The 23,412-nt window shown below is 62.4% G+C and carries 19 protein-coding genes, 2 tRNA genes and 1 pseudogene; 18 read left to right on the forward strand and 4 right to left on the reverse strand.

Translation table 11 applies throughout. From position 1 onward, the window contains the following. Positions 1-73 precede the first annotated feature (73 nt). From hfq to CW360_RS17375, 9 genes and pseudogenes are all read left to right on the forward strand, one after another. Complete coding sequence (gene hfq, locus CW360_RS13420) at positions 74-322, forward strand: RNA chaperone Hfq (protein WP_093984965.1); 249 nt, start codon at positions 74-76, stop codon at positions 320-322. 14 nt (positions 323-336) lie between these two features. Beyond that, positions 337-1,638, forward strand: a complete 1,302-nt coding sequence (gene hflX, locus CW360_RS13425; protein ID WP_101194040.1) for a ribosome rescue GTPase HflX — start codon at positions 337-339, stop codon at positions 1,636-1,638. Between the two features lie 97 nt (positions 1,639-1,735). Next, positions 1,736-2,890, forward strand: coding sequence for an FtsH protease activity modulator HflK (hflK, locus tag CW360_RS13430; RefSeq protein WP_093984967.1), 1,155 nt, complete (start codon positions 1,736-1,738; stop codon positions 2,888-2,890). After that, positions 2,890-3,759, forward strand: coding sequence for a protease modulator HflC (gene hflC, locus CW360_RS13435; protein ID WP_093984968.1), 870 nt, complete (start codon positions 2,890-2,892; stop codon positions 3,757-3,759). Before hflK ends, hflC begins: the two co-directional genes overlap by 1 nt. Positions 3,760-3,885: 126 nt before the next feature. Next, positions 3,886-4,071 (forward strand): DUF2065 domain-containing protein, encoded by a 186-nt coding sequence (locus tag CW360_RS13440; RefSeq protein ID WP_101194189.1) that lies wholly within the window; start codon positions 3,886-3,888, stop codon positions 4,069-4,071. 34 nt (positions 4,072-4,105) lie between these two features. Beyond that, positions 4,106-5,293: an ATP phosphoribosyltransferase regulatory subunit gene (locus CW360_RS13445; protein ID WP_101194041.1), complete on the forward strand. Its 1,188-nt coding sequence runs from the start codon at positions 4,106-4,108 to the stop codon at positions 5,291-5,293. A gap of 54 nt (positions 5,294-5,347) precedes the next feature. Next, complete coding sequence (locus CW360_RS13450) at positions 5,348-6,643, forward strand: adenylosuccinate synthase (RefSeq protein WP_101194042.1); 1,296 nt, start codon at positions 5,348-5,350, stop codon at positions 6,641-6,643. 973 nt (positions 6,644-7,616) lie between these two features. Next, a pseudogene (locus CW360_RS17370) lies at positions 7,617-7,877 on the forward strand (HAMP domain-containing protein); the annotation flags it as partial. Then, positions 7,851-8,735 (forward strand): methyl-accepting chemotaxis protein, encoded by an 885-nt coding sequence (locus CW360_RS17375; protein ID WP_392528290.1) that lies wholly within the window; start codon positions 7,851-7,853, stop codon positions 8,733-8,735. The pseudogene CW360_RS17370 and the gene CW360_RS17375, both read left to right, overlap by 27 nt. A gap of 50 nt (positions 8,736-8,785) precedes the next feature. Here CW360_RS17375 and CW360_RS13460 read toward each other — a convergent pair. Together CW360_RS13460 and CW360_RS13465 are read right to left on the reverse strand one after the other, a co-directional pair. Beyond that, positions 8,786-8,872: transfer RNA gene (locus CW360_RS13460), tRNA-Leu, on the reverse strand. Between the two features lie 112 nt (positions 8,873-8,984). Next, a tRNA-Leu gene (locus CW360_RS13465) sits at positions 8,985-9,071 on the reverse strand. A 220-nt stretch (positions 9,072-9,291) separates the two neighbouring features. On the opposite strand from CW360_RS13465, the gene rnr reads away from it, so the two are divergent. The 8 genes from rnr to alr all read left to right on the forward strand — a co-directional run bounded on the left by rnr (position 9,292) and on the right by alr (position 17,392). Next, positions 9,292-11,781, forward strand: coding sequence for a ribonuclease R (gene rnr, locus CW360_RS13470; protein ID WP_101194044.1), 2,490 nt, complete (start codon positions 9,292-9,294; stop codon positions 11,779-11,781). Then, positions 11,778-12,515 carry a 23S rRNA (guanosine(2251)-2'-O)-methyltransferase RlmB gene (rlmB, locus tag CW360_RS13475; protein ID WP_093987079.1) on the forward strand — a complete coding sequence of 246 codons (738 nt, stop codon included), beginning with the start codon at positions 11,778-11,780 and terminating at the stop codon, positions 12,513-12,515. The genes rnr and rlmB overlap by 4 nt, the downstream gene beginning before the upstream one ends. Positions 12,516-12,673: 158 nt before the next feature. Next, complete coding sequence (gene rpsF / locus CW360_RS13480; protein ID WP_093987077.1) at positions 12,674-13,087, forward strand: 30S ribosomal protein S6; 414 nt, start codon at positions 12,674-12,676, stop codon at positions 13,085-13,087. A gap of 28 nt (positions 13,088-13,115) precedes the next feature. Further along, positions 13,116-13,346 carry a 30S ribosomal protein S18 gene (rpsR, locus tag CW360_RS13485; RefSeq protein ID WP_093987076.1) on the forward strand — a complete coding sequence of 77 codons (231 nt, stop codon included), beginning with the start codon at positions 13,116-13,118 and terminating at the stop codon, positions 13,344-13,346. Between the two features lie 37 nt (positions 13,347-13,383). Continuing rightward, positions 13,384-14,274, forward strand: coding sequence for a YybS family protein (locus CW360_RS13490; RefSeq protein ID WP_093987074.1), 891 nt, complete (start codon positions 13,384-13,386; stop codon positions 14,272-14,274). A 21-nt stretch (positions 14,275-14,295) separates the two neighbouring features. Then, positions 14,296-14,742: a 50S ribosomal protein L9 gene (rplI, locus tag CW360_RS13495; protein WP_093987072.1), complete on the forward strand. Its 447-nt coding sequence runs from the start codon at positions 14,296-14,298 to the stop codon at positions 14,740-14,742. Between the two features lie 107 nt (positions 14,743-14,849). Continuing rightward, a complete protein-coding gene (dnaB, locus tag CW360_RS13500) occupies positions 14,850-16,244 on the forward strand; it encodes a replicative DNA helicase (RefSeq protein WP_093987071.1) in 1,395 nt (464 codons plus the stop codon). Positions 16,245-16,324: 80 nt separating this feature from the next. Next, on the forward strand, positions 16,325-17,392 hold the full coding sequence (gene alr / locus CW360_RS13505; protein WP_101194045.1) for an alanine racemase: 1,068 nt from the start codon (positions 16,325-16,327) through the stop codon (positions 17,390-17,392). Here the strand turns inward: alr and CW360_RS13510 are convergent. Beyond that, positions 17,364-19,238 (reverse strand): diguanylate cyclase, encoded by a 1,875-nt coding sequence (locus CW360_RS13510; protein WP_101194046.1) that lies wholly within the window; start codon positions 19,236-19,238, stop codon positions 17,364-17,366. The genes alr and CW360_RS13510 overlap by 29 nt on opposite strands. Positions 19,239-19,403: 165 nt before the next feature. On the opposite strand from CW360_RS13510, the gene CW360_RS13515 reads away from it, so the two are divergent. Then, entirely contained in the window at positions 19,404-21,683 is a 2,280-nt protein-coding gene (locus tag CW360_RS13515; RefSeq protein ID WP_101194047.1) for a YgiQ family radical SAM protein, read from the forward strand. Positions 21,684-21,690: 7 nt separating this feature from the next. On the opposite strand, the gene CW360_RS13520 is transcribed toward CW360_RS13515, so the two are convergent. Beyond that, positions 21,691-23,412 (reverse strand): sensor domain-containing diguanylate cyclase, encoded by a 1,722-nt coding sequence (locus CW360_RS13520; protein ID WP_101194048.1) that lies wholly within the window; start codon positions 23,410-23,412, stop codon positions 21,691-21,693.

Here is a 23,412-nt window from a genome sequence, read left to right on the forward strand (position 1 = left end):
CGTCTATCCTAAGGGATATGTGGCGATTTGTTTTTCACAACTATAACGATTCATCCCTGAAGGAGTGCGGCACATGTCAAAAGGGCATTCGCTACAAGACCCTTATCTGAACACCCTGCGTAAGGAACGCGTCCCGGTTTCCATCTATCTGGTCAATGGCATCAAGCTGCAGGGGCAGATCGAGTCTTTTGATCAGTTCGTCATCCTGCTGAAGAATACTGTCAGCCAGATGGTCTACAAGCACGCCATCTCCACCGTGGTGCCAAGCCGTCCGGTGCGTTTGCCGGCCAGCGAACAGGCAGGCGAGGCGGATGACGTCTAAGTCGGAGTTCTGCATTGTTCTTTGAGCGCCACGGCGGGGGAGAACGCGCCGTTCTGGTGCATCTGGAAGGCCAAGAGCCGGCGGTGCGCGAGGATCCCGAAGAGTTTCAGGAGCTGGCGCGTTCGGCCGGTGCACAAATGGCAGCCTTTGTCAGCGTGCCCCGCCAGCAACTGACGGCGCGCTATCTGATCGGCAGCGGCAAGGTTGATGAGCTGGCGCAGCTGGTCAAGGCCTGCGAGGCCGAACTGGTCATCTTCAATTACAGCCTGACACCCAGTCAGGAACGTAACTTGGAGCGAGCGTTCGAGTGTCGCGTGCTGGATCGTACCGGGCTGATTCTCGACATCTTCGCCCAGCGCGCGCGTACCCATGAAGGAAAACTGCAGGTCGAGCTGGCCCAGTTGGAGCACATGAGTACGCGCCTGGTGCGCGGCTGGACGCATTTGGAGCGCCAGAAAGGTGGTATTGGTCTGCGTGGCCCTGGGGAGACCCAGCTGGAAACCGACCGCCGCCTGCTGCGCGTGCGCATTCGGCAGATTCGCCAACGTCTGGAAAAGGTGCGTAGCCAGCGTGAGCAGGCGCGTCGTGGTCGGCGTAGGGCGGAGATTCCGGCGGTGTCGCTGGTGGGGTATACCAATGCCGGCAAGTCGACGTTGTTCAATGCCCTGACGACGTCCGAGGTATATGCCGCCGATCAGCTGTTCGCCACGCTCGACCCTACCCTGCGCCGCCTGCCGTTGGATGACCTTGGGCCAATCATCCTCGCCGATACGGTAGGTTTCATCCGGCACTTGCCGCACAAGCTGGTCGAGGCTTTCCGGGCCACCCTGGAAGAGTCGAGCAACGCCGATCTGCTGCTGCACGTGATTGACGCGCACGAACCCGAGCGGCAGTTGCAGATCGAGCAAGTGCTGGCGGTGCTGGGAGAGATTGGCGCCAGCGAAGTGCCGTTGCTTGAGGTGTACAACAAGCTGGACCTGTTGGAAGGTATCGAACCGCATATCCAGCGCGATGCCGCCGGCAAGCCACAGCGCGTATGGCTCTCGGCGCGCGACGGGCGGGGCTTGGAACTGTTGCGCCAGGCGATTGCCGAGCTGCTCGGTGAAGACCTGTTCGCGGCTACCCTGCGCCTGCCGCAGCGTTTGGGGCGCCTGCGCGCCCAGTTGTTTGCCGCCGGTGCCGTGCAAGGCGAAGCGCATGACGAGCAGGGGGATATCCTGCTGCAGCTGCGCTTGCCGCGTGCCGAGCTGAATCGGCTGGTCAGTCGTGAAGGACTGCAGCCGCAGGAATTCATTGCGCAACATACTTTGCAATAATGCGTGGCGATGGCATTTCCCCGTCATCCTCGCGCTTTCGGTAGCATGGGCGGCGCGCTAATGGGCGCGTTTTGGCATTTTTAGTCTGGAGAGCGCTATGGCTTGGAATGAGCCGGGTGGCAACTCGAACAATCAGGATCCCTGGGGTGGTCGCAAGGGCGGTGGACGCCAGGGGCCGCCGGATCTTGATGAGGCCCTGCGTAAGCTGCAGGACAGCCTCAATGGCATCTTTGGCGGCAAGAAGTCCTCGGGAAGCGGCAATGGTTCGGCGGCCGGTGGCCTGGGGTTGATCGGTATCGCGTTGGCGGTGTTGGCAGCACTTTGGCTGTACAGCGCGGTGTATGTGGTCGATGAGCAGGAACAGGCTGTGGTGCTGCGTTTTGGCAAGTACTACGAAACCGTTGGTCCGGGCCTGAATATCTATTTCCCGCCGATTGATCGCAAATTCCAGGAAAACGTTACCCGCGAGCGCGCCTACAGCGCCCAGGGGCAGATGCTCACCGAGGATGAGAACATCATCGAGGTGCCGCTGACCGTGCAGTATCGCATCAGCAACCTGCAGGATTTCGTGCTGAATGTCGATCAGCCGGAAGTCAGTCTGCAGCATGCGACCGATAGCGCTCTGCGCCATGTGGTTGGCTCCACGGCCATGGATCAGGTGCTGACCGAAGGTCGTGAGCTGATGGCCAGTGAGGTCAAGGAGCGGCTGCAGCGGTTCCTGGATAACTACCGCACCGGTATCAGTGTTACCCAGGTCAACGTGCAGAGTGCGGCAGCGCCGCGCGAGGTGCAGGAAGCCTTCGATGACGTGATCCGTGCGCGCGAAGATGAGCAGCGTGCCAAGAACCAGGCGGAAGCCTACGCCAACGGCGTGGTGCCCGAGGCGCGCGGCCAGGCGCAGCGCATCATCGAGGATGCCAATGGCTACCGTGATGAAGTGATTGCCCGTGCCCAGGGTGAGGCGGAGCGCTTCAGTAAGCTGCTGACCGAATACCGTAAGGCGCCCGAGGTAACGCGTGAGCGTCTGTACCTGGAAGCCATGCAGGAAGTCTTCAGCAATACCAGCAAGGTGCTGGTGACTGGCGATAAGGGGCAGAACAATCTGCTTTACCTGCCGCTGGACAAGATGGTTGCGCCGCGTGATGGCACGGCAGCACCGCGTGCCGCCGTGGGTGGTAGTTCGTCCGATCTGGGGGCGCGCATCGCCAATGATCTGCAGTCGCGTGATGTGCGTGCACGGGAGGGTCGCTGATGAGTAACAAGACACTGATTGGCCTGCTCACCGGCGTACTGCTGGTGATCCTCGCCTGGAACAGCTTCTATATCGTTTCGCAAACCGAGCGTGCCGTTTTGCTGCGCTTCGGTAAGGTGGAAGTGGCCGATGTTCAGCCGGGTCTGCATATTCGCGTGCCGGTGATGAATCAGGTGCGCAAGTTCGATGCACGCTTGCTGACGCTCGATTCGCAGACTTCGCGTTTCCTCACCCTGGAGAAAAAGGCGGTGATGGTTGATGCCTATGCCAAGTGGCGGGTGGCGGATGCCGAGCGCTTCTATACCGCGACTTCGGGCCTCAAGCAGGTGGCTGATGAGCGTCTCTCGCGCCGTCTCGAGGCCGGTCTGCGTGACCAATTTGGTAAGCGCACTCTGCATGAGGTGGTCTCGGGTAAGCGTGACGAGCTGATGGCCGACATCACCCGTTCGCTCAATCGCATGGCCAGCCAGGAGCTGGGTATCGAAGTGGTGGATGTGCGCGTCAAGCGTATCGACCTGCCGCGCGAGGTGAACCGCAGCGTCTTCGAGCGGATGAGTACCGAGCGTGAGCGCGAGGCGCGTGAGCATCGCGCCAAGGGCGCCGAACAGGCCGAGGGGATTCGTGCCGATGCGGACCGCCAGCGCCGCGTGCTGATTGCCGAAGCCTACCGCGAAGCCGAGGAAACCCGTGGTGACGGGGACGCCAAGGCCGCCGAGATCTATGCCCGCGCCTACAATCAGGACCGCGAGTTCTACGCCTTCTATCGCAGCCTGCAGGCCTATCGCGAGAGCTTCGCCAGCAAGAGCGATGTGCTGGTGCTGGATCCGGACAACGACTTCTTCCGCTACTTGCGCAACGCCAAGCCTTGAGGATCTCAGGCGGTCAGTCGGCACGGGTGTTGCCGGCTGACCGCCTGAGGCTTGTGGTTTGCAGCTTTTAGCGTGTTATCATGCGGCAGCCGGGATAACCCCGGCTTTTTTGCGTCTACGGCAATGATGTGGCAGGAACTGGGCATCGCGTTATCACTGCTACTGGTGCTGGAAGGTATCCTGCCTTTCCTCTATCCAGGGCGTTGGCGCGCCGCCATGCTGGCGCTGGCCGAATTATCCGAACGCCAGCTGCGCCTGATCGGGCTGGCCAGCATGCTGCTGGGCACGGCCCTGCTGTATTGGCTTCACTGAAGGCTTGCCGACCGGCTGAGAGGGGAATGGCAACATGGCAACGGTAGACCGCTGGCTTCTGCCAGATGGCATCGAAGAAGTATTGCCGCCGCAAGCGGCGTGCATCGAGGCGGCGCGCCGCCAGGTGCTGGATCTGTTCCAGCGCTGGGGCTACGAGCTGGTGATCACCCCGCACATCGAATACCTGGAGTCCTTGCTCACGGGCGCTGGGCAGGATCTTGACCTGCGCACGTTCAAGGTGACCGACCCGCTGTCTGGCCGGCAGATGGGCCTGCGTGCAGATATTACGCCGCAGGTGGCGCGTATCGACGCGCATACCCTGCGCCGTGAGGGGCCCAGCCGGCTGTGCTATGCCGGTAGCGTGGTGCATGCCAAGCCGCGTGCCCTGGCTACATCGCGCAGTCCCATCCAGTTGGGTGCCGAACTGTATGGCGATGCCAGCCCAGCCAGCGATATCGAAGTCATCAGCCTGATGCTGGATACCCTGAGCCTGGCCCAGGTGGCGGATGTGCACATGGACCTTGGCCATGTCGGTATCTACCGCGGCCTTTGCGAGGCTGCCGGCGTGACCGGCGAAGTGGAGCAGCGTTTGTTTGATGCGCTGCAACGCAAGGCTATCGATGAAGTGGTCGAACTGACTGCCAGTCTGCCGGGTGAGCTGGCGTCGATGTTGCGTGCGCTGGTCGATCTGTCCGGTGAGCGCGATGTTTTGGATCTGGCCCAGGCCTGTCTGGTGGCTGCGCCGCCTGCGGTACAGCAGGCGCTGGATGAGCTGGTGGCTGTCGCGGACGCTCTTGAACTGCGTTTCCCCGAGCTGCCGCTGTATTTCGACCTGGCGGAACTGCGTGGTTACCACTACCACACAGGGGTGGTGTTTGCCGCCTTCGTGCCGGGTGTCGGGCAGTCGATTGCCCAGGGCGGTCGCTATGATGACATTGGTGCCGATTTCGGGCGTGCCCGTCCGGCAACCGGTTTTTCCACGGACCTGAAGACCCTGGTCTCGCTTGGCCAGTTCCGTGAGGCCCCGGCGGTCGGCGCCATCTGGGCGCCGGACAACCATGATCTGTACCTGTGGCAGGCGGTCCAGCGCCTGCGTCAGGAGGGCCGCCAGGTGCTGCAGGCACTGCCCGGTCAGGACTTGCAGGCAGCTCGGGCTGCCGGTTGCAGTCAGCGTCTGGAATGGCTGGATGGGCGCTGGCAGCTGTTGTCGCTAACGGCATGAATCGTTTTGCGTCGGCAGCGGCCGGCGTTTCGTTTTCGCAAAGAGGTAAGCGTTATGGGTAAGAATGTGGTTGTCCTGGGCACCCAGTGGGGTGATGAGGGCAAAGGCAAGATCGTCGACCTGCTGACCGACCAGGCTGCTGCGGTGGTGCGCTATCAGGGTGGTCACAATGCAGGGCATACCCTGGTCATCGATGGCGAGAAGACCGTGCTGCACCTGATTCCTTCGGGCATCCTGCGCGACAACGTCGAATGCCTGATCGGCAACGGCGTGGTGGTTGCCCCCGACGCCCTGCTGCGTGAGATGGTCAAGCTGGAAGAGAAGGGTGTGCCGGTGCGCGAGCGTCTGCGCGTCAGTCCGTCCTGCACGCTGATCCTGCCTTACCACGTGGCGCTGGACCAGGCGCGCGAGAAAGCGCGTGGCGATGCGAAGATCGGTACTACCGGGCGTGGTATTGGTCCGGCCTATGAAGACAAGGTGGCGCGCCGTGGTCTGCGCATTGCCGATCTGTTCCACCGCGAGCGTTTTGCCGCCAAGCTCGGCGAGCTGCTCGACTACCACAACTTTGTTCTGCAGAACTACTACAAGGAGCCGGCTGTCGATTTCCAGAAGACACTCGACGAGTGCATGGAATACGCCGAGATGCTGCGTCCGCTGGTAACCGACGTCACGGCACGCCTGCATGAGCTGCGCCGTCAGGGGGCCTACATCATGTTCGAGGGGGCGCAGGGTTCGCTGCTGGATATCGACCATGGCACCTATCCCTATGTCACCAGCTCCAGCACTACGGCCGGCGGCACCGCCACCGGTTCGGGCTTTGGTCCGCTCTACCTCGACTACATCCTCGGTATTACCAAGGCCTATACCACGCGCGTAGGCTCCGGGCCTTTCCCCACCGAGCTGTTTGACGAAACGGGCGCCTACCTGGCCAAGCAAGGGCATGAGTTCGGCTCCACCACGGGGCGCGCGCGTCGTTGTGGCTGGTTCGACGCGGTCATCCTGCGGCGTGCCATTGAGATCAACAGCATCTCCGGGCTGTGCCTGACCAAGCTGGATGTGCTGGATGGCCTCGACAGCATCCGTATCTGCACCGGCTACCAGGATGCCAATGGCCAGCTGTTGGTCGATGCGCCGACCGATGCCGACAGCTATATCGGCCTGCAACCGGTGTACGAGGAGATGCCCGGCTGGAGCGAGTCGACCCTGGGCGCCCAGCGCCTGGAGGATCTGCCGCAGGCCGCGCGCAATTACATCCAGCGTATCGAAACGCTGGTCGGAGCGCCGATCGATATCATTTCCACGGGCCCGGATCGCAACGAGACCATCGTGCTGCGTCATCCCTACGCCTGATTCGCGGTGTATAGCCGGGGGCATCCAGTGATGGGTGCCCCCGGTTTTTTTATGTGCGGCAAAAAGTCAGGTTTCTGGCTATACCGAAGAGACTATCTGCCGTTAACCCTTTGCAGCCGCTGCGGGTTGTGTTGGCCGAAGTGCCGAGGAGGTCGTTGTGATCAGTCTGTTTTCCCTGTTGCGCAGCCGTCTGCTGTTGCCGGTGCTGGTCACGCTGCTGCTGGCTCTGCTGGCGCAACTGTTGGTGGCCTTGTTGCTGGCGCGGGTGACCGTGGGGGCGCTGGAGAAACAGTTGGCGCAACGCTTGCAGCAGGACAGTGCAGCACTGTCGTCAGCTCTGGAACAGGCCAGTGGCGAGGTGCAGACAGGCCTGCAGGCACTGGCCGGCAAGACACAGGGGCGTCTGGCGGAAGGGCTGTCAACCCGGCTGGGCGCAGAACAGCAGCAGCTTCGGCTGCTTCTGGAAGGGGGCTTGCAGCAGTCGGCGGACGATATCGCGCAGTTGCTGGCGGCAGTGGCTCCCAAGGCGATCTGGGATAACGATGTGCCGGCGCTGACCGAGCTAGTACGCATGGCCCAGCGCAATTCGGCCGTAGTTTTCGTGGTCTACCTGGATGCACAGGGGCAGCGTCTGACGCGTCATTTGAATCGCCAGGACTATCGGGTGCAGACCCTGCTGGACAAGGGCGAGGGGCGCTCGCCCTTGGACAAGGTGTTGCAGGCGGCGGCCCAGGATAAATCCATCTACCTCGCTCAGGCCGAGATCAGTCCGTTGGGGACGGTGATTGGTAAGGTGTTGGTTGGGGTGTCCACGGCCAATGTGGATGACTCGCTGGAAGCGCTTGACCAGCGCTTTGCCAGCCTGATCGAGGGCAGTGGTGAGCTGGTCAGCAGTGGGTTGAGTGGCGCCGCTGCGGACAGTGCGGCGACCCTGGCAGCACGCCTGCAGGCCGCGCGCGATACGGCGGTGAATATGACCGAGGGCAGTCGCCAGACCGTACAGGAGGCGGCTGCAGCGCTACGCTGGCGGGTGGCGGCAGGGCTGTTACTGGTGGGCGGGCTGCTGTTGTTCAGTGTCTTGATCGTGCTGGGCTGGCGGGTGGTCAGCAAGCTGCGCCTGTTGATTGCTGCGCTGGATGACTTGGCGGCTGGCGAGGGGGATCTGACGCGGCGGATTGCTCTGCAGGGGCAGGATGAAGTGGGCGAAATGGCCGCGGCGGTCAATCGTTTCGTGGCCAAGCTGCAGCCAATCGTGCGCGAAGCGGGCGAGGTGGCGGGGCGAACGGCCAGCGAGATCATCGACCTGGGGCAGCGCTCGGCGGTGGCCGAGGCGGCAACCCGGCGTCAGAGTGAGGAGGTGGCGGCCAGTCGCCAGGCGCTGGCTGGGGTGGGCGAAGAGGCGGCGCTGCAAAGTCGGTTGATGGGCGACGCGCAGCAGCAGGTCGGGGCGATTCGCCAGTTGGCGCACGAGAATGCCCAGATTGCCCAGCGTGTCGGGGCTCTGATCGAGGCGCTGGTAACACGCGTCGAGCAGGGGGCTGTGGTCATTGAGCGCTTGGCGCGGCAGAGCGAGCAGATCGAGACGGTGCTGCACGTCATTCATGGCATTGCCGAGCAGACCAATCTGCTAGCGCTTAATGCGGCGATCGAAGCGGCTCGGGCAGGGGAAAGTGGGCGTGGTTTTGCGGTAGTGGCGGACGAGGTGCGTGCGCTGGCGAGCAAGACGCAGCAATCTACCGGCGATATTCAGCAGCATATCGTCAGCTTGCAGCAGGGTGCGCGGGATGCGGTGGCGGCTATTGGCGAGGCCGGCGCGCAGGGAGAACAGGGTGTACAGGCGTTGCGCGACAGCGAGCGTCTGCAGCAGTCCATTCAGCGTGCAGTCGATGAGGTGCATGGCGCGATCGAGGCCGCAGCCAGTGCGGCCCGGCAGCAGGGCGAGGGTGTGCTGGCGGTGGGTGGCCGTGTTGAGGTGATTCATCAGGAGGCGCAGCGAGCGGCTGAAGCCGTTGCCCAGGCCGCGGCCAGTGGGCGCATGCTCGCCGAGCTGGCCAGGCAGCTGCAAGGCAGTCTTGGCCAATTCAAGGCATGAGCATGCAGGCAATAAAAAACCCGCCAGAGGCGGGTTTTTTACTTGAATATTGGTGCCCAGGAGAAGACTCGAACTTCCACGGTGTTGCCACCACTGATACCTGAAACCAGCGCGTCTACCAATTCCGCCACCTGGGCACAGCGCGATGATTGCTCATCGACTTACAAGGTTTGCTTCGCAAGCGAAAAAGGAACCTTGCCATCCTTTTTATACACAAATCGAATAATTGGGATTCGATTCGTTTGAAATTGGTGCCCAGGAGAAGACTCGAACTTCCACGGTGTTGCCACCACTGATACCTGAAACCAGCGCGTCTACCAATTCCGCCACCTGGGCACGGGATTGAATGCATCAATAACGTCGTATTGCTGTATTCTTTCCGGGTTACAACGTCGCAGTGACGCTGTGGGCGCGAACTATACGGCTCGGGTTTTTCCTTGTAAACCCCTGACGCTGAAAAAATTATTGCCTGGCGCAATGACCGCCGGGGGCGTTTCGCGCTTCAATACGCACCAAGGCACAGATGCCTTTCATGAATACAGGTGACACCTCTCTAATGGCCGATTGGCAAACCCTCGATCCCGAGGCCGCCCGCGAGGCGGAAAAGTATGAAAACCCTATTCCCAGCCGTGAGCTGATTCTCAAGCGCCTGGATGAGCGCGGTGCACCCGCGACCCGGGAGCAACTCCTGGAAGAGTTCGGCCTGCACGATGACGAACAGGCCGAGGCCTTGCGTCGTCGGCTGCGGGCCATGGAGCGCGATGGTCAACTGATCTATACCCGGCGTGGCACCTATGCCCCGGTGGATAAGCTTGATCTGGTCTGTGGTCGGGTTAGCGGTCATCGTGACGGCTTCGGCTTCCTGGTGCCGGATGACGGCAGTGATGACCTGTTCCTCGGGCCGGCGCAAATGCGCCTGGTGTTCGATGGTGATCGTGCCCTGGCGCGGGTCTCCGGCCTGGATCGGCGGGGGCGCCGCGAGGGCGCCATTGTCGAGGTGATCCAGCGCGCCCACGAAAGCATCGTCGGGCGTTATTTCGAGGAAGCCGGCATTGGTTTCGTCGAGGCGGATAATCCGAAGATCCAGCAGGAGGTGCTGGTTACTCCGGGGCGTAACGGCGGCGCACGCATCGGCCAGTTCGTCGAGATTCGCATCACTCACTGGCCGACCGCGCGTTTCCAGCCGCAGGGTGATGTGATCGAGGTGATCGGCAACTACATGGCGCCGGGCATGGAGATTGATGTGGCGCTGCGCAGCTATGACATTCCGCATGTCTGGCCGCAGGAGGTCGTTCGCGAAGCTCGCAAGCTCAGGCCGCAGGTCGAGGAGAAAGACAAAGAGAAGCGTGTCGACCTGCGCCATCTGCCCTTTGTCACCATCGACGGCGAGGATGCCCGGGATTTCGACGACGCGGTGTATTGCGAGCGCAACACCAGTCGCTGGAAGCTGTTCTCCGGTGGCTGGAAATTGTACGTGGCGATTGCCGATGTATCGCATTACGTCAAGGTGGGCTCGCCACTGGACGAAGAAGCCCGGCAGCGCGGCAATTCCGTGTACTTCCCTGAACGGGTGGTGCCGATGTTGCCTGAAGAACTGTCGAATGGTTTGTGCTCGCTGAATCCGCAGGTCGATCGCCTGGCATTGGTTTGCGAGATGAGCATCTCCAAGGCCGGCAAGCTGGTCGACTATCGCTTTTGCGAGGCGGTTATCCACTCGCATGCGCGGCTGACCTACAACAAGGTCAGTAGCATGCTGGAGCATCCGAAGAGCGCCGAAGGCAAGGCCTTGCGTCAGGAGTATGCGCAGGTCGTGCCGCATCTCAAGCAGCTGTATGCCTTGTATCAGGTGCTGCTGGCGGCTCGTCACGAGCGCGGGGCGATTGACTTCGAGACCCAGGAGACGCGCATCGTCTTTGGTGCTGACCGCAAGATCGCGGAGATTCGTCCGACCCAGCGCAACGATGCGCACAAGCTCATCGAGGAGTGCATGCTGGCCGCCAACGTGGCGACTGCGCAGTTCATGCAGAAACATGAGCTGCCGTCGCTGTACCGTGTGCATGACAGTCCGCCTGCCGAGCGCGTGGAAAAGCTCAAGGCGTTTCTCGGTGAGCTGGGCCTGAGCCTGCACAAGGGCAAGGAAGGCCCTACGCCGAAGGATTATCAGAAGTTCTTGCAGTCGATTCAGGGGCGTGCGGATTTCCACCTGATCCAGACGGTGATGCTGCGCTCGCTCAGTCAGGCGGTGTACAGCGTCGACAATCAGGGGCACTTTGGCCTCAACTACGAAGCCTATACCCACTTCACTTCGCCGATTCGCCGTTACCCGGACCTGCTGGTGCATCGGGCGATTCGCAGCGTGATTCGCTCGAAGCTGGACACCCCGCATGTGTTGCGGGCGGGCGCCGCGAGCATGCCCAAGGCGCGTATCTATCCGTACGACGAGGCGGCTCTGGAGCAGCTCGGCGAGCAGTGCTCGCTGACCGAGCGGCGCGCCGATGAGGCCACGCGTGATGTGGTCAACTGGCTGAAGTGCGAGTTCATGCAGGATCGCGTGGGCGAAACCTTTGCCGGGGTGATTACCGCGGTGACCGGCTTTGGCCTGTTCGTCGAGTTGCGTGACATCTATGTCGAGGGCTTGGTGCACGTCACGGCCTTGCCGGGTGACTACTATCACTTCGATCCGGTACATCATCGCCTGGCCGGTGAGCGCAGTGGGCGCAGCTTCCGACTTGGCGACAGCGTGTCGGTGAAGGTCATGCGTGTTGATCTGGATGAGCGCAAGATCGATTTCGAGCTGGCGCAGGAGCAGCCGGTCGCGGTGCGTGCGCGTCAGGCTGCGGGTGGCTCGCGCAGTGCGGCGGGGCGCTCTTCCGCTCCGTCAGCTGCGCCGGCGAAAGGTCGTGCCAGCAAGCAGAAGTCTGCAGATGAGACCAGGTCTGCCAGCAAGTCGTCTGGTAAAGGCAAAGGCAAGGCCAAGTCCTCGGCTGGCAAGCGGGACGGCGCGGCGGCGCCCGGCAAGGCGCGTAAGCGTAAGGCGAAGTCATGAGTCAGTTGGAGCAGGTATACGGCGTGCACGCCGTGGAGGCCTTGCTGCGCCATCACCCACGCCGCGTCAAGCAGTTGTGGCTGGCCGAGGGGCGTCAGGATCCGCGGGTGCAGACGTTGGTTGAGCTGGCGACGCAGCAGCGCATCAGTGTCGGGCAGCGCGAGCGTCGTGAGCTCGACGAGTGGGCCGAGGGGGTGCATCAGGGGGTCGTGGCGGAGGTTAGTCCCAGTCAGGTATGGGGCGAGGCGATGCTTGAGGAATTGCTGGATCGCCATGAAGGTGTGCCGTTGCTGTTGGTGCTGGATGGGGTGACCGATCCGCACAATCTCGGTGCCTGTCTGCGTACGGCTGATGCGGCGGGTGCCTTGGCGGTGGTCGTGCCCAAGGACAAGTCGGCCACGCTGAATGCCACGGTGCGCAAGGTGGCTTGCGGCGCGGCCGAGGTCATGCCGCTGGTTGCGGTGACTAACCTCGCGCGGACGCTGGAAAAACTGCAGAAGCGCGGCTTGTGGGTGGTCGGCACGGCGGGTGAAGCCGATCAGGAGATATACCAGCAGGATCTGCGCGGGCCGCTGGTGCTGGTCATGGGCGCCGAGGGCAAGGGCATGCGGCGGCTGACTCGCGAGCACTGCGACTTTCTGGTCAAGTTGCCCATGGCGGGCAGCGTGAGCAGCCTGAATGTTTCGGTGGCTGCCGGGGTGTGCCTGTTCGAGGCACTGCGTCAGCGCCGCTGAGCGCCCGCCGCTTGCGGCGCGTCTGTCCTGCCCGTACAATCTCGCCCCTTGCCGTTTGGGTAGGTGTTCTTGCACCTGCCTGGCGGCAAGCTCACAAGAGTCATTCACTCCTTGCCTGACCGGATTATCTGGCAGGCTACAACCCGTAAGGAGCATTTATGCGTCATTACGAAATCGTTTTCCTGGTCCACCCGGATCAGAGTGAACAAGTCGGCGGCATGGTCGAGCGTTACACCAAGCTGATCGAAGAAGATGGTGGCAAGGTTCACCGCCTGGAAGACTGGGGCCGTCGTCAGCTGGCTTATGCCATCAACAACGTGCACAAGGCTCACTACGTGATGCTCAACGTCGAGTGCAGCGCCAAGGCGCTTGCCGAGCTGGAAGACAACTTCCGCTACAACGACGCGGTCATCCGTAACCTGGTCATCCGTCGTGACGAAGCCGTAACCGGCCAGTCCGAGATGCTCAAGGCCGAAGAAAACCGCAGCGAGCGCCGCGAGCGCCGTGATCGTGTTGAAGCCGACTCCGCCGATGGCGACGATGGCGACAACAGCGACAACGCTGACGAGTAATCCACGGATCTATTGAGGAGCCAATCTCATGGCACGTTTCTTCCGTCGTCGTAAGTTCTGCCGCTTCACCGCAGAAAACGTCAAAGAGATCGATTACAAGGATCTCAACACCCTGAAGGCCTACATTTCCGAAACCGGCAAGATTGTTCCGAGCCGTATCACCGGGACCAAAGCCAAGTATCAGCGTCAGCTGGGTACCGCTATCAAGCGCGCCCGCTACCTGGCCCTGCTGCCCTACACCGACAGCCACGGCCGTTGAAACCGGGCGGTCGACAACGAGTTAATGGATAGATCGCATGCGCGCCATCGCTGAGTTCATCATGCGCGGACGTATGCAGGCCACCCTTGTGGTGGCTGCGGCGGCAGCTCTGCCTTTGTTGTTCTGGCTGAGTGCTGCGGCGAGTGCCCTGGTGTTGTTGCGCCGGGGTATGCAGGATGCGGTAACGATAGTGGTATGGGCGGTACTGCCGGCCTTGGCCTGGTGGTATTTCGCGGAACCGCGCACCTTGCTGGTGTTGCTCGGGACGCTGTCTCTGGCGCAGTTGTTGCGCCGCACACAGTCCTGGGTAGCGGTACTGCTGGCCAGTGTGCCGTTGGGGCTGTTGTTTGCCCTGGTGCTGGGCGAGCAGTTCCAGGAGTCGATTGCCCGGCTGGCGCAGGAGCTGAATACGCTCATGCAGCAGCAGATGGGCGAGATTCTCCAGCAGTGGCCGGAGGCCGAGCGCGCGCGCATGGACAGCCTGGTGGTGCCGGTGCTCACCGGCCTGATGGCGGCCCTGTTGCAGTTGCTCAGCCTGCTCAGCCTGATGTTGGCGCGTTACTGGCAAGCGGCGTTGTACAACCCCGGCGGTTTTGCCGGCGAGTTCCATGCCTTGCGGCTGTCGCCGCTGCCGGCTTTTGGCCTGCTGCTGGCGTTGTTGCTGGTGCCCAATGTGGCACCGCAGCTGGCCATGCTGGTGCCGCTGTGTACAGTGCCGCTGGCCTTGGCTGGTGTGGCATTGCTGCATGGCCTGGTGGCGCAGAAGCGTCTGGCCGGGTTCTGGCTGGTTGGCCTGTATGTGTCGTTGCTGCTGTTCCTGCAGCTGATTTATCCGTTGCTGATGGTCTTGGCCATTGTCGACAGTCTGTTTGATTTTCGTGGGCGTCAGCGACATAAGCCGGACGACGCCGCGAACGGTGAAGGTTAAAAGTTAAGAGGTAAGACCCAAATGGAAGTCATCCTGCTGGAAAAAGTCGCCAACCTGGGCAACCTGGGCGACAAGGTAAATGTCAAGGCTGGCTACGGCCGTAACTACCTGCTGCCGCAGGGCAAGGCTACTGCTGCCACCCCGGCCAACGTTGCTGCTTTCGAAGCACGCCGCGCCGAGCTGGAAAAGGCTGCTGCCGAGAAGAAGGCGACTGCCGAAGCCCGTGCTGCCCAGCTCAATGAGCTGGAAGTCACCATCACCGCCGTCGCCGGCGATGAGGGCAAGCTGTTCGGTTCCATCGGTACTCATGACATCGCTGATGCCCTGACCTCCGCTGGTGTGCCGGTCAGCAAGGCTGAAGTGCGCCTGCCCAACGGTACCATCCGCCACACTGGCGAATTCGAAGTTGCTCTGCACCTGCACAGCGACGTCGAAGCTGCGGTCAAGCTGATCGTAGTCGCCGCCTAAGGTGTGCTGACCGCCTAGGCACTGGTTGCCCAGACGGTTAACATCGGGCACGCCCTGCTTGCAGGGCGTGCCTTTTGTTTTTTTGCCGAGTGCATAGTCGTCCGCCGATGAACGATATTTCCGTCCCCCAGCAATACGATCTGCAAACTGCTGCGCTCAAGGTGCCGCCTCATTCGATCGAGGCCGAGCAGGCTGTGCTGGGCGGTCTGATGCTCGACAACAACGCCTGGGAGCGGGTGCTTGATCAGGTGTCCGACAATGATTTCTATCGGCATGACCATCGCCTGATCTTCCGCGCGATTTTTCGCCTGGCCGAACGTAACCAGCCGTTCGACGTGGTTACCTTGTCCGAGCAGCTGGACAAGGAGGGGCAGCTGGCTCAGGCCGGCGGCCTGGTCTACCTGGCTGAACTGGCGCGTAATACGCCGTCGGTGGCCAATATCAAGGCCTACGCGCAGATCGTTCGCGAGCGCGCGACACTGCGCCAGCTGATCAGCATCAGCAACGAGATCGCCGACAGTGCCTACGCCCCCGAAGGGCGCAGTGGCGCGGAGATTCTCGATGATGCCGAACGCAAGATTTTCGAGATTGCCGAAGCACGGCCAAAAACCGGTGGGCCGGTGGGTATCAACGATATCCTGGTCAAGACCATCGACCGCATTGATACGCTGTTCAATACCAATGAAGGGCTTACCGGCATTTCCACCGGCTTCACCGACCTGGACGAGAAGACCAGCGGCCTGCAGCCTGCCGACCTGATCATCGTGGCCGGTCGTCCGTCGATGGGTAAGACCACCTTTGCCATGAACCTGGTAGAGAATGCCGTGCTGCGTACCGACAAGGTCGTACTGGTGTACTCGTTGGAGATGCCCTCTGACTCGATCGTCATGCGTATGCTGTCGTCCCTCGGGCGGATCGACCAGACCAAGGTGCGTACTGGCAAGCTGGATGACGAGGACTGGCCGCGCCTGACCTCTGCGGTCAACCTGCTCAACGAGCGCAAGCTGTTCATCGACGATACGGCCGGCATCTCGCCATCGGAAATGCGCGCACGAACCCGCCGGGTAGCGCGTGAGCACGGCGAAATTGCCCTGATCATGGTCGACTACCTGCAGCTGATGCAGATTCCTGGCTCGAGTGGCGATAGCCGGGTCAACGAGATTTCCGAAATCTCCCGCTCGCTGAAAGCCCTGGCCAAGGAATTCAATTGCCCGGTGGTGGCGCTGTCGCAGCTCAACCGCTCGCTGGAGCAGCGCCCCAACAAGCGCCCGGTCAACTCCGACCTGCGTGAGTCCGGGGCCATCGAGCAGGATGCCGACATCATCATGTTCGTCTACCGCGACGAGGTCTATCACCCGGAGACCGAGTACAAGGGCGTGGCGGAAATCATCATCGGCAAACAGCGTAATGGCCCGATCGGTACCGTACGCCTGGCCTTTCTCGGCAAGTACACGCGCTTCGAGAACCTGGCGCCGGGCATGTACACCTTCGAAGACGAATAACCCCTCCCTTGTTGCGCAGGCCGTGCGGCCTGCCGCCTGACCCGGCCTGCCGGGTTGTCTGTGTAGTGCTGGAGTCTGCTATGCGCCCGCTGGTCGCTCATATCGATCTTGCCGCGATTACCCACAACTATGCGCTGGCCCGCCAGTGCGCCCCGGGCCGCCAGGCCCTGGCGGTGGTCAAGGCAGATGCCTATGGTCACGGCCTGGAGCCGGTGGTGGCCGCCCTGTCTGACGCCGATGGTTTTGCCGTGGCCTGCCTCGAGGAGGCCGAACGGGTGCGCCGGGTGGCGAGCCAGGCGCGTCTGCTACTACTCGAAGGCTGTTTTGCCGTTGCCGAATACCAGCGGGCGGCCGAGTTGGGCGTGGATGTCGTATTGCACAGCGCCGAGCAGGCCGAGGGACTGCTGGCCAGTGTCTTGCCGGCGCCGTTGCGGGTCTGGCTGAAACTGGACAGCGGGATGCAACGCCTGGGCTTTGGTGAGGCGGCGTTGCGCCACTGGCATGCCCGCCTGCAGGCGGCCAGCCAGGTCAGCGAGCTCAACCTGATCAGCCACTTCGCTTGCGCCGACGAGCGTGGCAACAGCCTCACCGAGCTGCAGCTGGAGCGCTTCCTGGATGTGCTGGACCTGCCCTTTGCCCAGCGCTCGCTGGCCAACTCGGCCGCGGTGCTGATGATTCCTGCCGCGCACATGGACTGGCTGCGGCCGGGCATCATGCTTTACGGGGCCAGCCCGTTTGCCGAACTGTCGGCCGGCGAGCTGGGCTTGCGCCCGGCGATGAGTCTGCGTGCCGAGGTGATTGCCTTGCGCGAAGTGCAGGCCGGCGAAACGGTGGGCTACGGCGGCAGCTGGCAGGCGACGCATGACACGCGCATAGCCACGGTCAGTTGCGGCTATGCCGACGGTTATCCGCGGCATGCGCCCAGCGGTACCCCGGTGTGGTTGCAGGGGCAGCGTGTGCCGCTTGCCGGGCGGGTGTCGATGGACATGCTGTGTGTGGATGTCGGTGTATTGCCAAGTGTGCAGCTGGGCAGCGAGGTCGAGTTGTGGGGACAGCGCCTGCCGGTGGATGAGGTGGCGCGGGCTGCCGGCACCCTTGGCTATGAATTGCTGACCCGGGTCACCGCACGGGTGCCGCGTCGCTATTGACTGGCTCTGGGCTGGCGTGCGGGCACACTACGATGGCGCCACGGCCATCTGCCTTGGCCTGGTAGAGCGCGTCGTCTGCGGCCTGGTAGAGGGCTTCCAGATGGCGGGCATGTTCAGGGTAGAGGGCGATGCCGATGCTGCAGCCGATGTGGAGTGTCTGCTGTTGGTAAACATAGGGCTCGCCCAGCGCGTCCTGAATGCGCAGGGCAACCTGCAGCGCCTGCTCGCGGACATCCTGTGCGGCACGCAGCAGTACGGCGAACTCGTCGCCACCCAGGCGGGCCAGCAGGTCATGCCCGCGTAGCCTTTGCTGCAGGCGTTGGCCAAGTGCGCCGAGTAGCCAGTCACCGGCGCTGTGTCCGTGTCGGTCATTCACTGGTTTGAAGTGATCCAGGTCGATCAGCAGCAAGGCTACCGATTGCCCCAGACGCTGCGCTTCGGCCAGGCTGCCGGCGGCGTGCTGCAGAAACAGGCGGCGGTTGGCCAGGCCGGTCAGTGGGTCATGGAAGGCAGCGTGCTGCAGTGCCTGTTCGCGTTCACGCAGTTGCTGGTTGGCGGCAGCCAGGGCGTGGGTGCGTTCGTCCACGGCTGCCTGCAGATTGAGGGTGTAGTTCTGCAAGTGCTGCAGGCGTGCACTCTTTTCCTGATTGGCGAGTTCCAGCGCTGCGGCCTTTTCCTGGCGCAGCAGCTGAATGCGGTAGGCCAGGGCAAAGGAAAACAGCACGGTTTCTGTCGCCGCCGAGGCTGGAAAGAGGAAGGTGTTGAGCCACGCGGGATCCAGCAGGCCCAGGCTGCGCAACATCATCAGGCAGGCCACGGTAAAGATCAGCCCATGACCGAGCAGAAAGAACAGCGCCGGGCGATAGCCCTGCCGCCAGCGCTGCCAGGCACTGCACAGCATGAGCGGTATGCCGAGCAGGGCGGCTACGCCCAGTCCGGTAGCAGCCAATGCTCGCCAGCCGGCCAGGTTAGCCAGCAGGATTACCAGGTTGCCCAGCAGCAGGAGGTTCAAGCCGCGGTGTAGGCGCGGCAGATAGCGGCGGCTTTGCAGTAGGCGCTGACTGAAACGACAGACGCATAGCCCCCAGAGCGCCGGCGCGCCAACCCGGTCCAGCCAGGGTGAGAGTGGCTGGTTTGGCCATAGGTACTGAAAGCCGTAGCCGGTGCCGCCGAGAATCACCAGTAGCACGCAGGTGGTACTCAGCACATACCAGAAATAGGCATCGTCACGCAGGCTGAGCAAGAGGATCAGGTTGTACAGCAGCAAGGCCACCAGGCCGCCAAAGATCATGCCGAACAGCAGGTTTTCCGTCTGTATGTGCTGTTGCAGATCATCGGCCTGCCAAAGGCGTAGTGGAAAGCTGTTACCCGCCGGGTCGTACAGGCGCAGGTACACATGGATAGGTTGCTCGCCCAGCGCGGGTAGGTGAAATACCGGATGGCGGTAGGCGATCTCACGGCCACTGGCAAAGTCGCTGATTTCTCCCGACTGGATGCGCTGCCAGCCCATGCTGCTCGGGCGGTACAACTGGATATCCAGTTGGGATACGGCAGCAACTTCCAGTAGCCAGTCGTTAGGCGCGCTTGCGCTGCGCTGCAAGGGCACGCGCAGCCACCAGGCAGAGCGACTCATGCCCGCGGTGCTGCGGCCATTTGCTGGGCGAAAAGCCTTCTGTTGCTCGCGCTGCAGGATGTCTGCCAGTTGCCACTGGCCGCTCGGGTCTTCCAGCAGTTCAATGCCTTCCACCAGCCACTTGCCGCTGTCGGCACGTTGCAGGCTATGGGCTTGGGCGGGCAGGTTGAGGCTCAGCCAGAGCAGTCCGAGCAGGTAAAGCAGGCGGGGCATCCAGGCTCCATGGTTTGGCGGGTGGGTCAGGATTGCCAGTATAGTCAGGCGCCTGTAGCGCTGGCCATGCGCCCTGGTGAATGCCGGACTGCTTTGCTCGGGTATCCTGCCTATTTTTTGTGCTATATTCCGCGGCCTTTTTCCCGTCTGTTCCCGGTTATCGCCATGCACGCCGCCAAGCCCCTGTTCGACTACCCCAAATACTGGGCCGAGTGTTTTGGCCCGGCGCCGGTGCTGCCGATGAGTCGCGCCGAGATGGATGTGCTGGGCTGGGATAGCTGCGACATCATCATCGTTACCGGTGATGCCTACGTCGATCATCCGTCCTTCGGCATGGCGGTGATTGGCCGGCTGCTGGAAGAGCAGGGCTTTCGCGTTGGCATCATCAGCCAGCCAGACTGGCAGTCCAAGGATGCCTTCATGGCGCTGGGCCGGCCGAACCTGATGTTTGCCGTTGCCGCCGGCAACATGGACTCGATGATCAATCGCTACACCGCCGACCGCAAGATTCGCTCGGATGATGCCTATACCCCCAACGGCGAGGGAGGCAAGCGCCCGGATCGTGCCTGCATGGTCTACAGCCAGCGTTGCCGGGAGGCTTACAAGGGCGTGCCGGTCATCATCGGTGGCATCGAGGCTTCGCTGCGGCGGATTGCCCACTATGACTACTGGCAGGACAAGGTACGCCATTCGATTCTCATGGACGCCAAGGCTGACCTGCTGCTGTACGGCAATGCCGAGCGCGCGGTGGTCGAGGTCGCCCATCGCCTGGCCGCCGGTGAGTCCATCCAGGCGATGACCGATATCCGTGGTACAGCCTTTGTGCGGCGCAGCACGCCGGAGGGGTGGTTCGAGATCGACTCCACGCGTATCGACCGCCCCGGCAAGGTCGACAAGATCATCAACCCCTATGTGAGCACCCAGGACCTGCAGTCCTGCGCGCTGGAACAGGCCAAGGGCAGTGCCGAGGATGATCCGCAGGCGGCACGTGTGGTGGAGATCCTGCCCAGTCCGAAGCTGGACCGTTCGCGCACGGTGATCCGTATTCCGGCCTACGAGAAGGTCAAGAGCGATCCGGTGCTCTATGCGCATGCCAACCGTGTGCTGCACCTGGAGACCAATCCGGGCAATGCGCGAGCCTTGGTGCAGCGCCATGGCAATCAGGATGTCTGGCTCAACCCGCCACCCATCCCGCTGAGCACCGAGGAAATGGACTACGTGTTCGGCCTGCCCTATACCCGTGTGCCGCACCCGGTATATGGCCAGGCGAAAATCCCCGCCTACGAGATGATCCGCTTCTCGATCAACATCATGCGTGGCTGTTTTGGCGGCTGTACCTTCTGTTCGATCACCGAGCACGAGGGTCGCATCATCCAGAGTCGCTCCCACGAGTCGATCATTCGCGAGATCGAGGAGATCCGCGACAAGGTGCCCGGCTTTACCGGGGTGATCTCCGACCTGGGCGGACCGACCGCCAACATGTACCGCATTGCCTGCAAAAGCCGCGAGATCGAGGCGGCCTGCCGCAAGCCCTCCTGCGTCTATCCGGGTATCTGCGAAAACCTCAATACCGACCACTCGGCCTTGATCCAGCTGTATCGCAGCGCACGTGCGCTGCCCGGGGTGAAGAAAATCCTGATTGCGTCCGGGCTGCGCTATGACCTGGCTGTTGAGTCGCCGGAATACGTACGCGAGCTGGTTACCCACCATGTTGGCGGCTACCTGAAGATCGCCCCGGAGCACACCGAGCAGGGGCCGCTGTCGAAGATGATGAAGCCGGGCATCGGCACCTATGATCGCTTCAAGCAGATGTTCGAGAAGTTCTCGAAAGAAGCGGGCAAGGAGCAGTACCTGATCCCCTACTTCATTGCCGCGCACCCGGGAACCACCGACGAGGACATGATGAACCTCGCCTTGTGGCTCAAGCGCAACGGCTTCCGCGCCGACCAGGTGCAGGCGTTCTATCCCTCGCCGATGGCTTCGGCAACTGCCATGTACCACTCCGGCAAGAACCCGTTGCGCAAGGTGACCTACAAGAGCGAGAGCGTGGAAACCATCAAGGGCGAGCGGCAGCGCCGCCTGCACAAGGCCTTCCTGCGCTATCACGATCCCAACAACTGGCCCTTGCTGCGCGAGGCGCTCAAGGCCATGGGCCGCGCTGATCTGATTGGCCCCGGCAAGCATCAGCTGATTCCGGCACAGCAGCCGGCGCTGAGTGGTGGCTACCAATGCGCGCGCCGCAAGAACTCGACGCCTGCCGAGCGGCCGAGCAAGCCGCTGCTTACCCAGCACAGCGGTTTGCCGCCGCGGGCCAGCGATGGCAGTAAGCCCTGGGATAAGCGTGAGCAGGCCAAGGCGGCGGCTTTCGCCAAGGGGCAGTCGGCAGGCAAGGGCAAAGGCAAGGGCGGCAAGCCGGCGCGGCGCCCCGCTGCTACGCCGCGCTGAGTGATGCTCAGCCGTGTTCGTTGCTAAAGCGGATACGGTTGCGACCGTCGCGCTTGGCCTGATACATGGCGCGGTCGGCATGCTGTAGCAGGCTGACGCTGTCCTGGCCGTCTTCCGGGAAACGGCTGATGCCCATGCTGGCCTGGATATGGATTTCCTGGCCATCGATCAGCAGGCGATTCTGGAAGCGCGCCAGTAGCTTGCCGGCGATCTGCGGCAGGTCGCTGTGCGTATCCAGGCCATCGTAGAGAATCACGAATTCATCGCCACCCAGGCGTGCCACGGTATCCCCGGCGCGGGTGGCGCCTCGCAACAGGTTGGCGACCTGGCGCAGTACCGCATCGCCCATGGCGTGCCCGTGGCTGTCGTTGATTTCCTTGAAGTAGTCCAGGTCGACGAATACCAGCGCCAGGCGCTTGCCGCTGCGCCGGGCATTGCTGATGGCGTGTTGCAGGCGGTCGATGAACAGTAGCCGGTTGCCCAGCCCAGTCAGTGGGTCATGGTGGGCGAGGTGTTCGGCGGCCTGGTGGCTGTCGTGCAGTTGCTGGATCTGCTCGAGAATCTGACTTTGTTGCTGATAGATACTGCGTGCCAGCAGGCCCAGTTCGTCCTCGCGCTGCAGTGGCAATGTGCCGATCTGCCGATGCTCCGAGAAGTGCTGGATTTCCTTGACCATGGCCCGCAAGGGGGCACTGAAGGCGCGCCCCAGCCAGAGTGCCAGCAGGGCGGCCAGTAGGCTTAACAACAACCCCAGTTGCAGCATCTGGCCTGCCAGGCGATTGGCGCCCGCCACCACGTGGCTGTGCTCCACGGCCAGGCCAAGAATCAGCACGCGGGTGCCCTGGTCGCTGTCCAGGCTGACCCGGCTGAAGGCACCAACCAGATGCTCTGCGCTGGCCTGTCGGCCGAGGTCCGCGACGCGCGGCGCGCTGTCTTCATCGAGCAGGCCGGCCAGGGCAGGAAATTGTGCCTGGAGCAGGCTGCGTTGGCCGCGTTCGAAGGCAAAGGCCTGCTGGGGGTCTGGATGCAGCAGGAAGTCGCCTTCCGCGTTGGCCAGGAACAGTCGGTAGTGAGACGGCAGGTTATTGCGCAGTTGGTTGAACAGGCGCTCCAGGTCGATATTCAGTACCAGCACGCCGAGGGTCTGCTGATAACTGTCCACCACGGGGGTGGCGATGCGCAGGTTGGGGCGTTGTTCGAGGTCGCTTGAGCCTTGTTCGTCGTTGATGTTGATCGGTGAAAAACGCACTTGGCCGGCGTGCAACTGGCGGGTCAGATAGACGTAGGGAAAATGCCCCTTTTCTTCCAGCTGGCCACTGCGCAGGCGGCGGATATGCCCATTGGCACGCTCCACGCGAATACGTTCCAGGCCGAACTGCTCGAGGCTGATCAGGCGCAACTGGCTGTACTGGGGATGAAAGTGCAGGAGTTGGGCAAAGGCCTGGGCCTGGCGGTTGCGTGCGGCAGCGGCCAGTTGCGGCTCATGGCTGGCCAGAGCCATGCGCGTATTGGGCAGGGCTGCCAGTAACTGCACATGGCGGGCCGATTGATTGAGACTTTCACTGAGGTTGAGCGCCAGAACCCGGTTGGCGCCCAACAGCTCTTCGCGGGCAGCGTGCAGCAGTGCGTCGCGGCTCTGACTCCAGGCGTAATAGCCGATGCTGGCCGCCAGCAACAGGGCGAAGGCAAGCAGCAACAGACTCAGGCGGGTGGCGATGGACAGCGGCAT

This window comes from Pseudomonas fluvialis, from assembly GCF_002835605.1.
GTDB lineage: Bacteria > Pseudomonadota > Gammaproteobacteria > Pseudomonadales > Pseudomonadaceae > Aquipseudomonas > Aquipseudomonas fluvialis.

Excerpts from the sequence above, each read along its gene's own strand:
- alr (WP_101194045.1), top strand. The coding sequence starts at position 16,325 with ATGCGCCCGCTGGTCGCTCATATCGATCTTGCCGCGATTACCCACAAC.
- rpsF (WP_093987077.1), top strand. The coding sequence starts at position 12,674 with ATGCGTCATTACGAAATCGTTTTCCTGGTCCACCCGGATCAGAGTGAA.
- CW360_RS13510 (WP_101194046.1), bottom strand. The coding sequence starts at position 19,238 with ATGCCCCGCCTGCTTTACCTGCTCGGACTGCTCTGGCTGAGCCTCAAC.
- hflK (WP_093984967.1), top strand. The coding sequence starts at position 1,736 with ATGGCTTGGAATGAGCCGGGTGGCAACTCGAACAATCAGGATCCCTGG.
- CW360_RS13450 (WP_101194042.1), top strand. The coding sequence starts at position 5,348 with ATGGGTAAGAATGTGGTTGTCCTGGGCACCCAGTGGGGTGATGAGGGC.
- rlmB (WP_093987079.1), top strand. The coding sequence starts at position 11,778 with ATGAGTCAGTTGGAGCAGGTATACGGCGTGCACGCCGTGGAGGCCTTG.
- rplI (WP_093987072.1), top strand. The coding sequence starts at position 14,296 with ATGGAAGTCATCCTGCTGGAAAAAGTCGCCAACCTGGGCAACCTGGGC.
- CW360_RS17375 (WP_392528290.1), top strand. The coding sequence starts at position 7,851 with ATGGCCGCGGCGGTCAATCGTTTCGTGGCCAAGCTGCAGCCAATCGTG.
- CW360_RS13515 (WP_101194047.1), top strand. The coding sequence starts at position 19,404 with ATGCACGCCGCCAAGCCCCTGTTCGACTACCCCAAATACTGGGCCGAG.
- hfq (WP_093984965.1), top strand. The coding sequence starts at position 74 with ATGTCAAAAGGGCATTCGCTACAAGACCCTTATCTGAACACCCTGCGT.
- rpsR (WP_093987076.1), top strand. The coding sequence starts at position 13,116 with ATGGCACGTTTCTTCCGTCGTCGTAAGTTCTGCCGCTTCACCGCAGAA.
- CW360_RS13520 (WP_101194048.1), bottom strand. The coding sequence starts at position 23,412 with ATGCCGCTGTCCATCGCCACCCGCCTGAGTCTGTTGCTGCTTGCCTTC.
- hflC (WP_093984968.1), top strand. The coding sequence starts at position 2,890 with ATGAGTAACAAGACACTGATTGGCCTGCTCACCGGCGTACTGCTGGTG.
- CW360_RS13440 (WP_101194189.1), top strand. The coding sequence starts at position 3,886 with ATGTGGCAGGAACTGGGCATCGCGTTATCACTGCTACTGGTGCTGGAA.
- CW360_RS13490 (WP_093987074.1), top strand. The coding sequence starts at position 13,384 with ATGCGCGCCATCGCTGAGTTCATCATGCGCGGACGTATGCAGGCCACC.
- rnr (WP_101194044.1), top strand. The coding sequence starts at position 9,292 with ATGGCCGATTGGCAAACCCTCGATCCCGAGGCCGCCCGCGAGGCGGAA.
- dnaB (WP_093987071.1), top strand. The coding sequence starts at position 14,850 with ATGAACGATATTTCCGTCCCCCAGCAATACGATCTGCAAACTGCTGCG.
- CW360_RS13445 (WP_101194041.1), top strand. The coding sequence starts at position 4,106 with ATGGCAACGGTAGACCGCTGGCTTCTGCCAGATGGCATCGAAGAAGTA.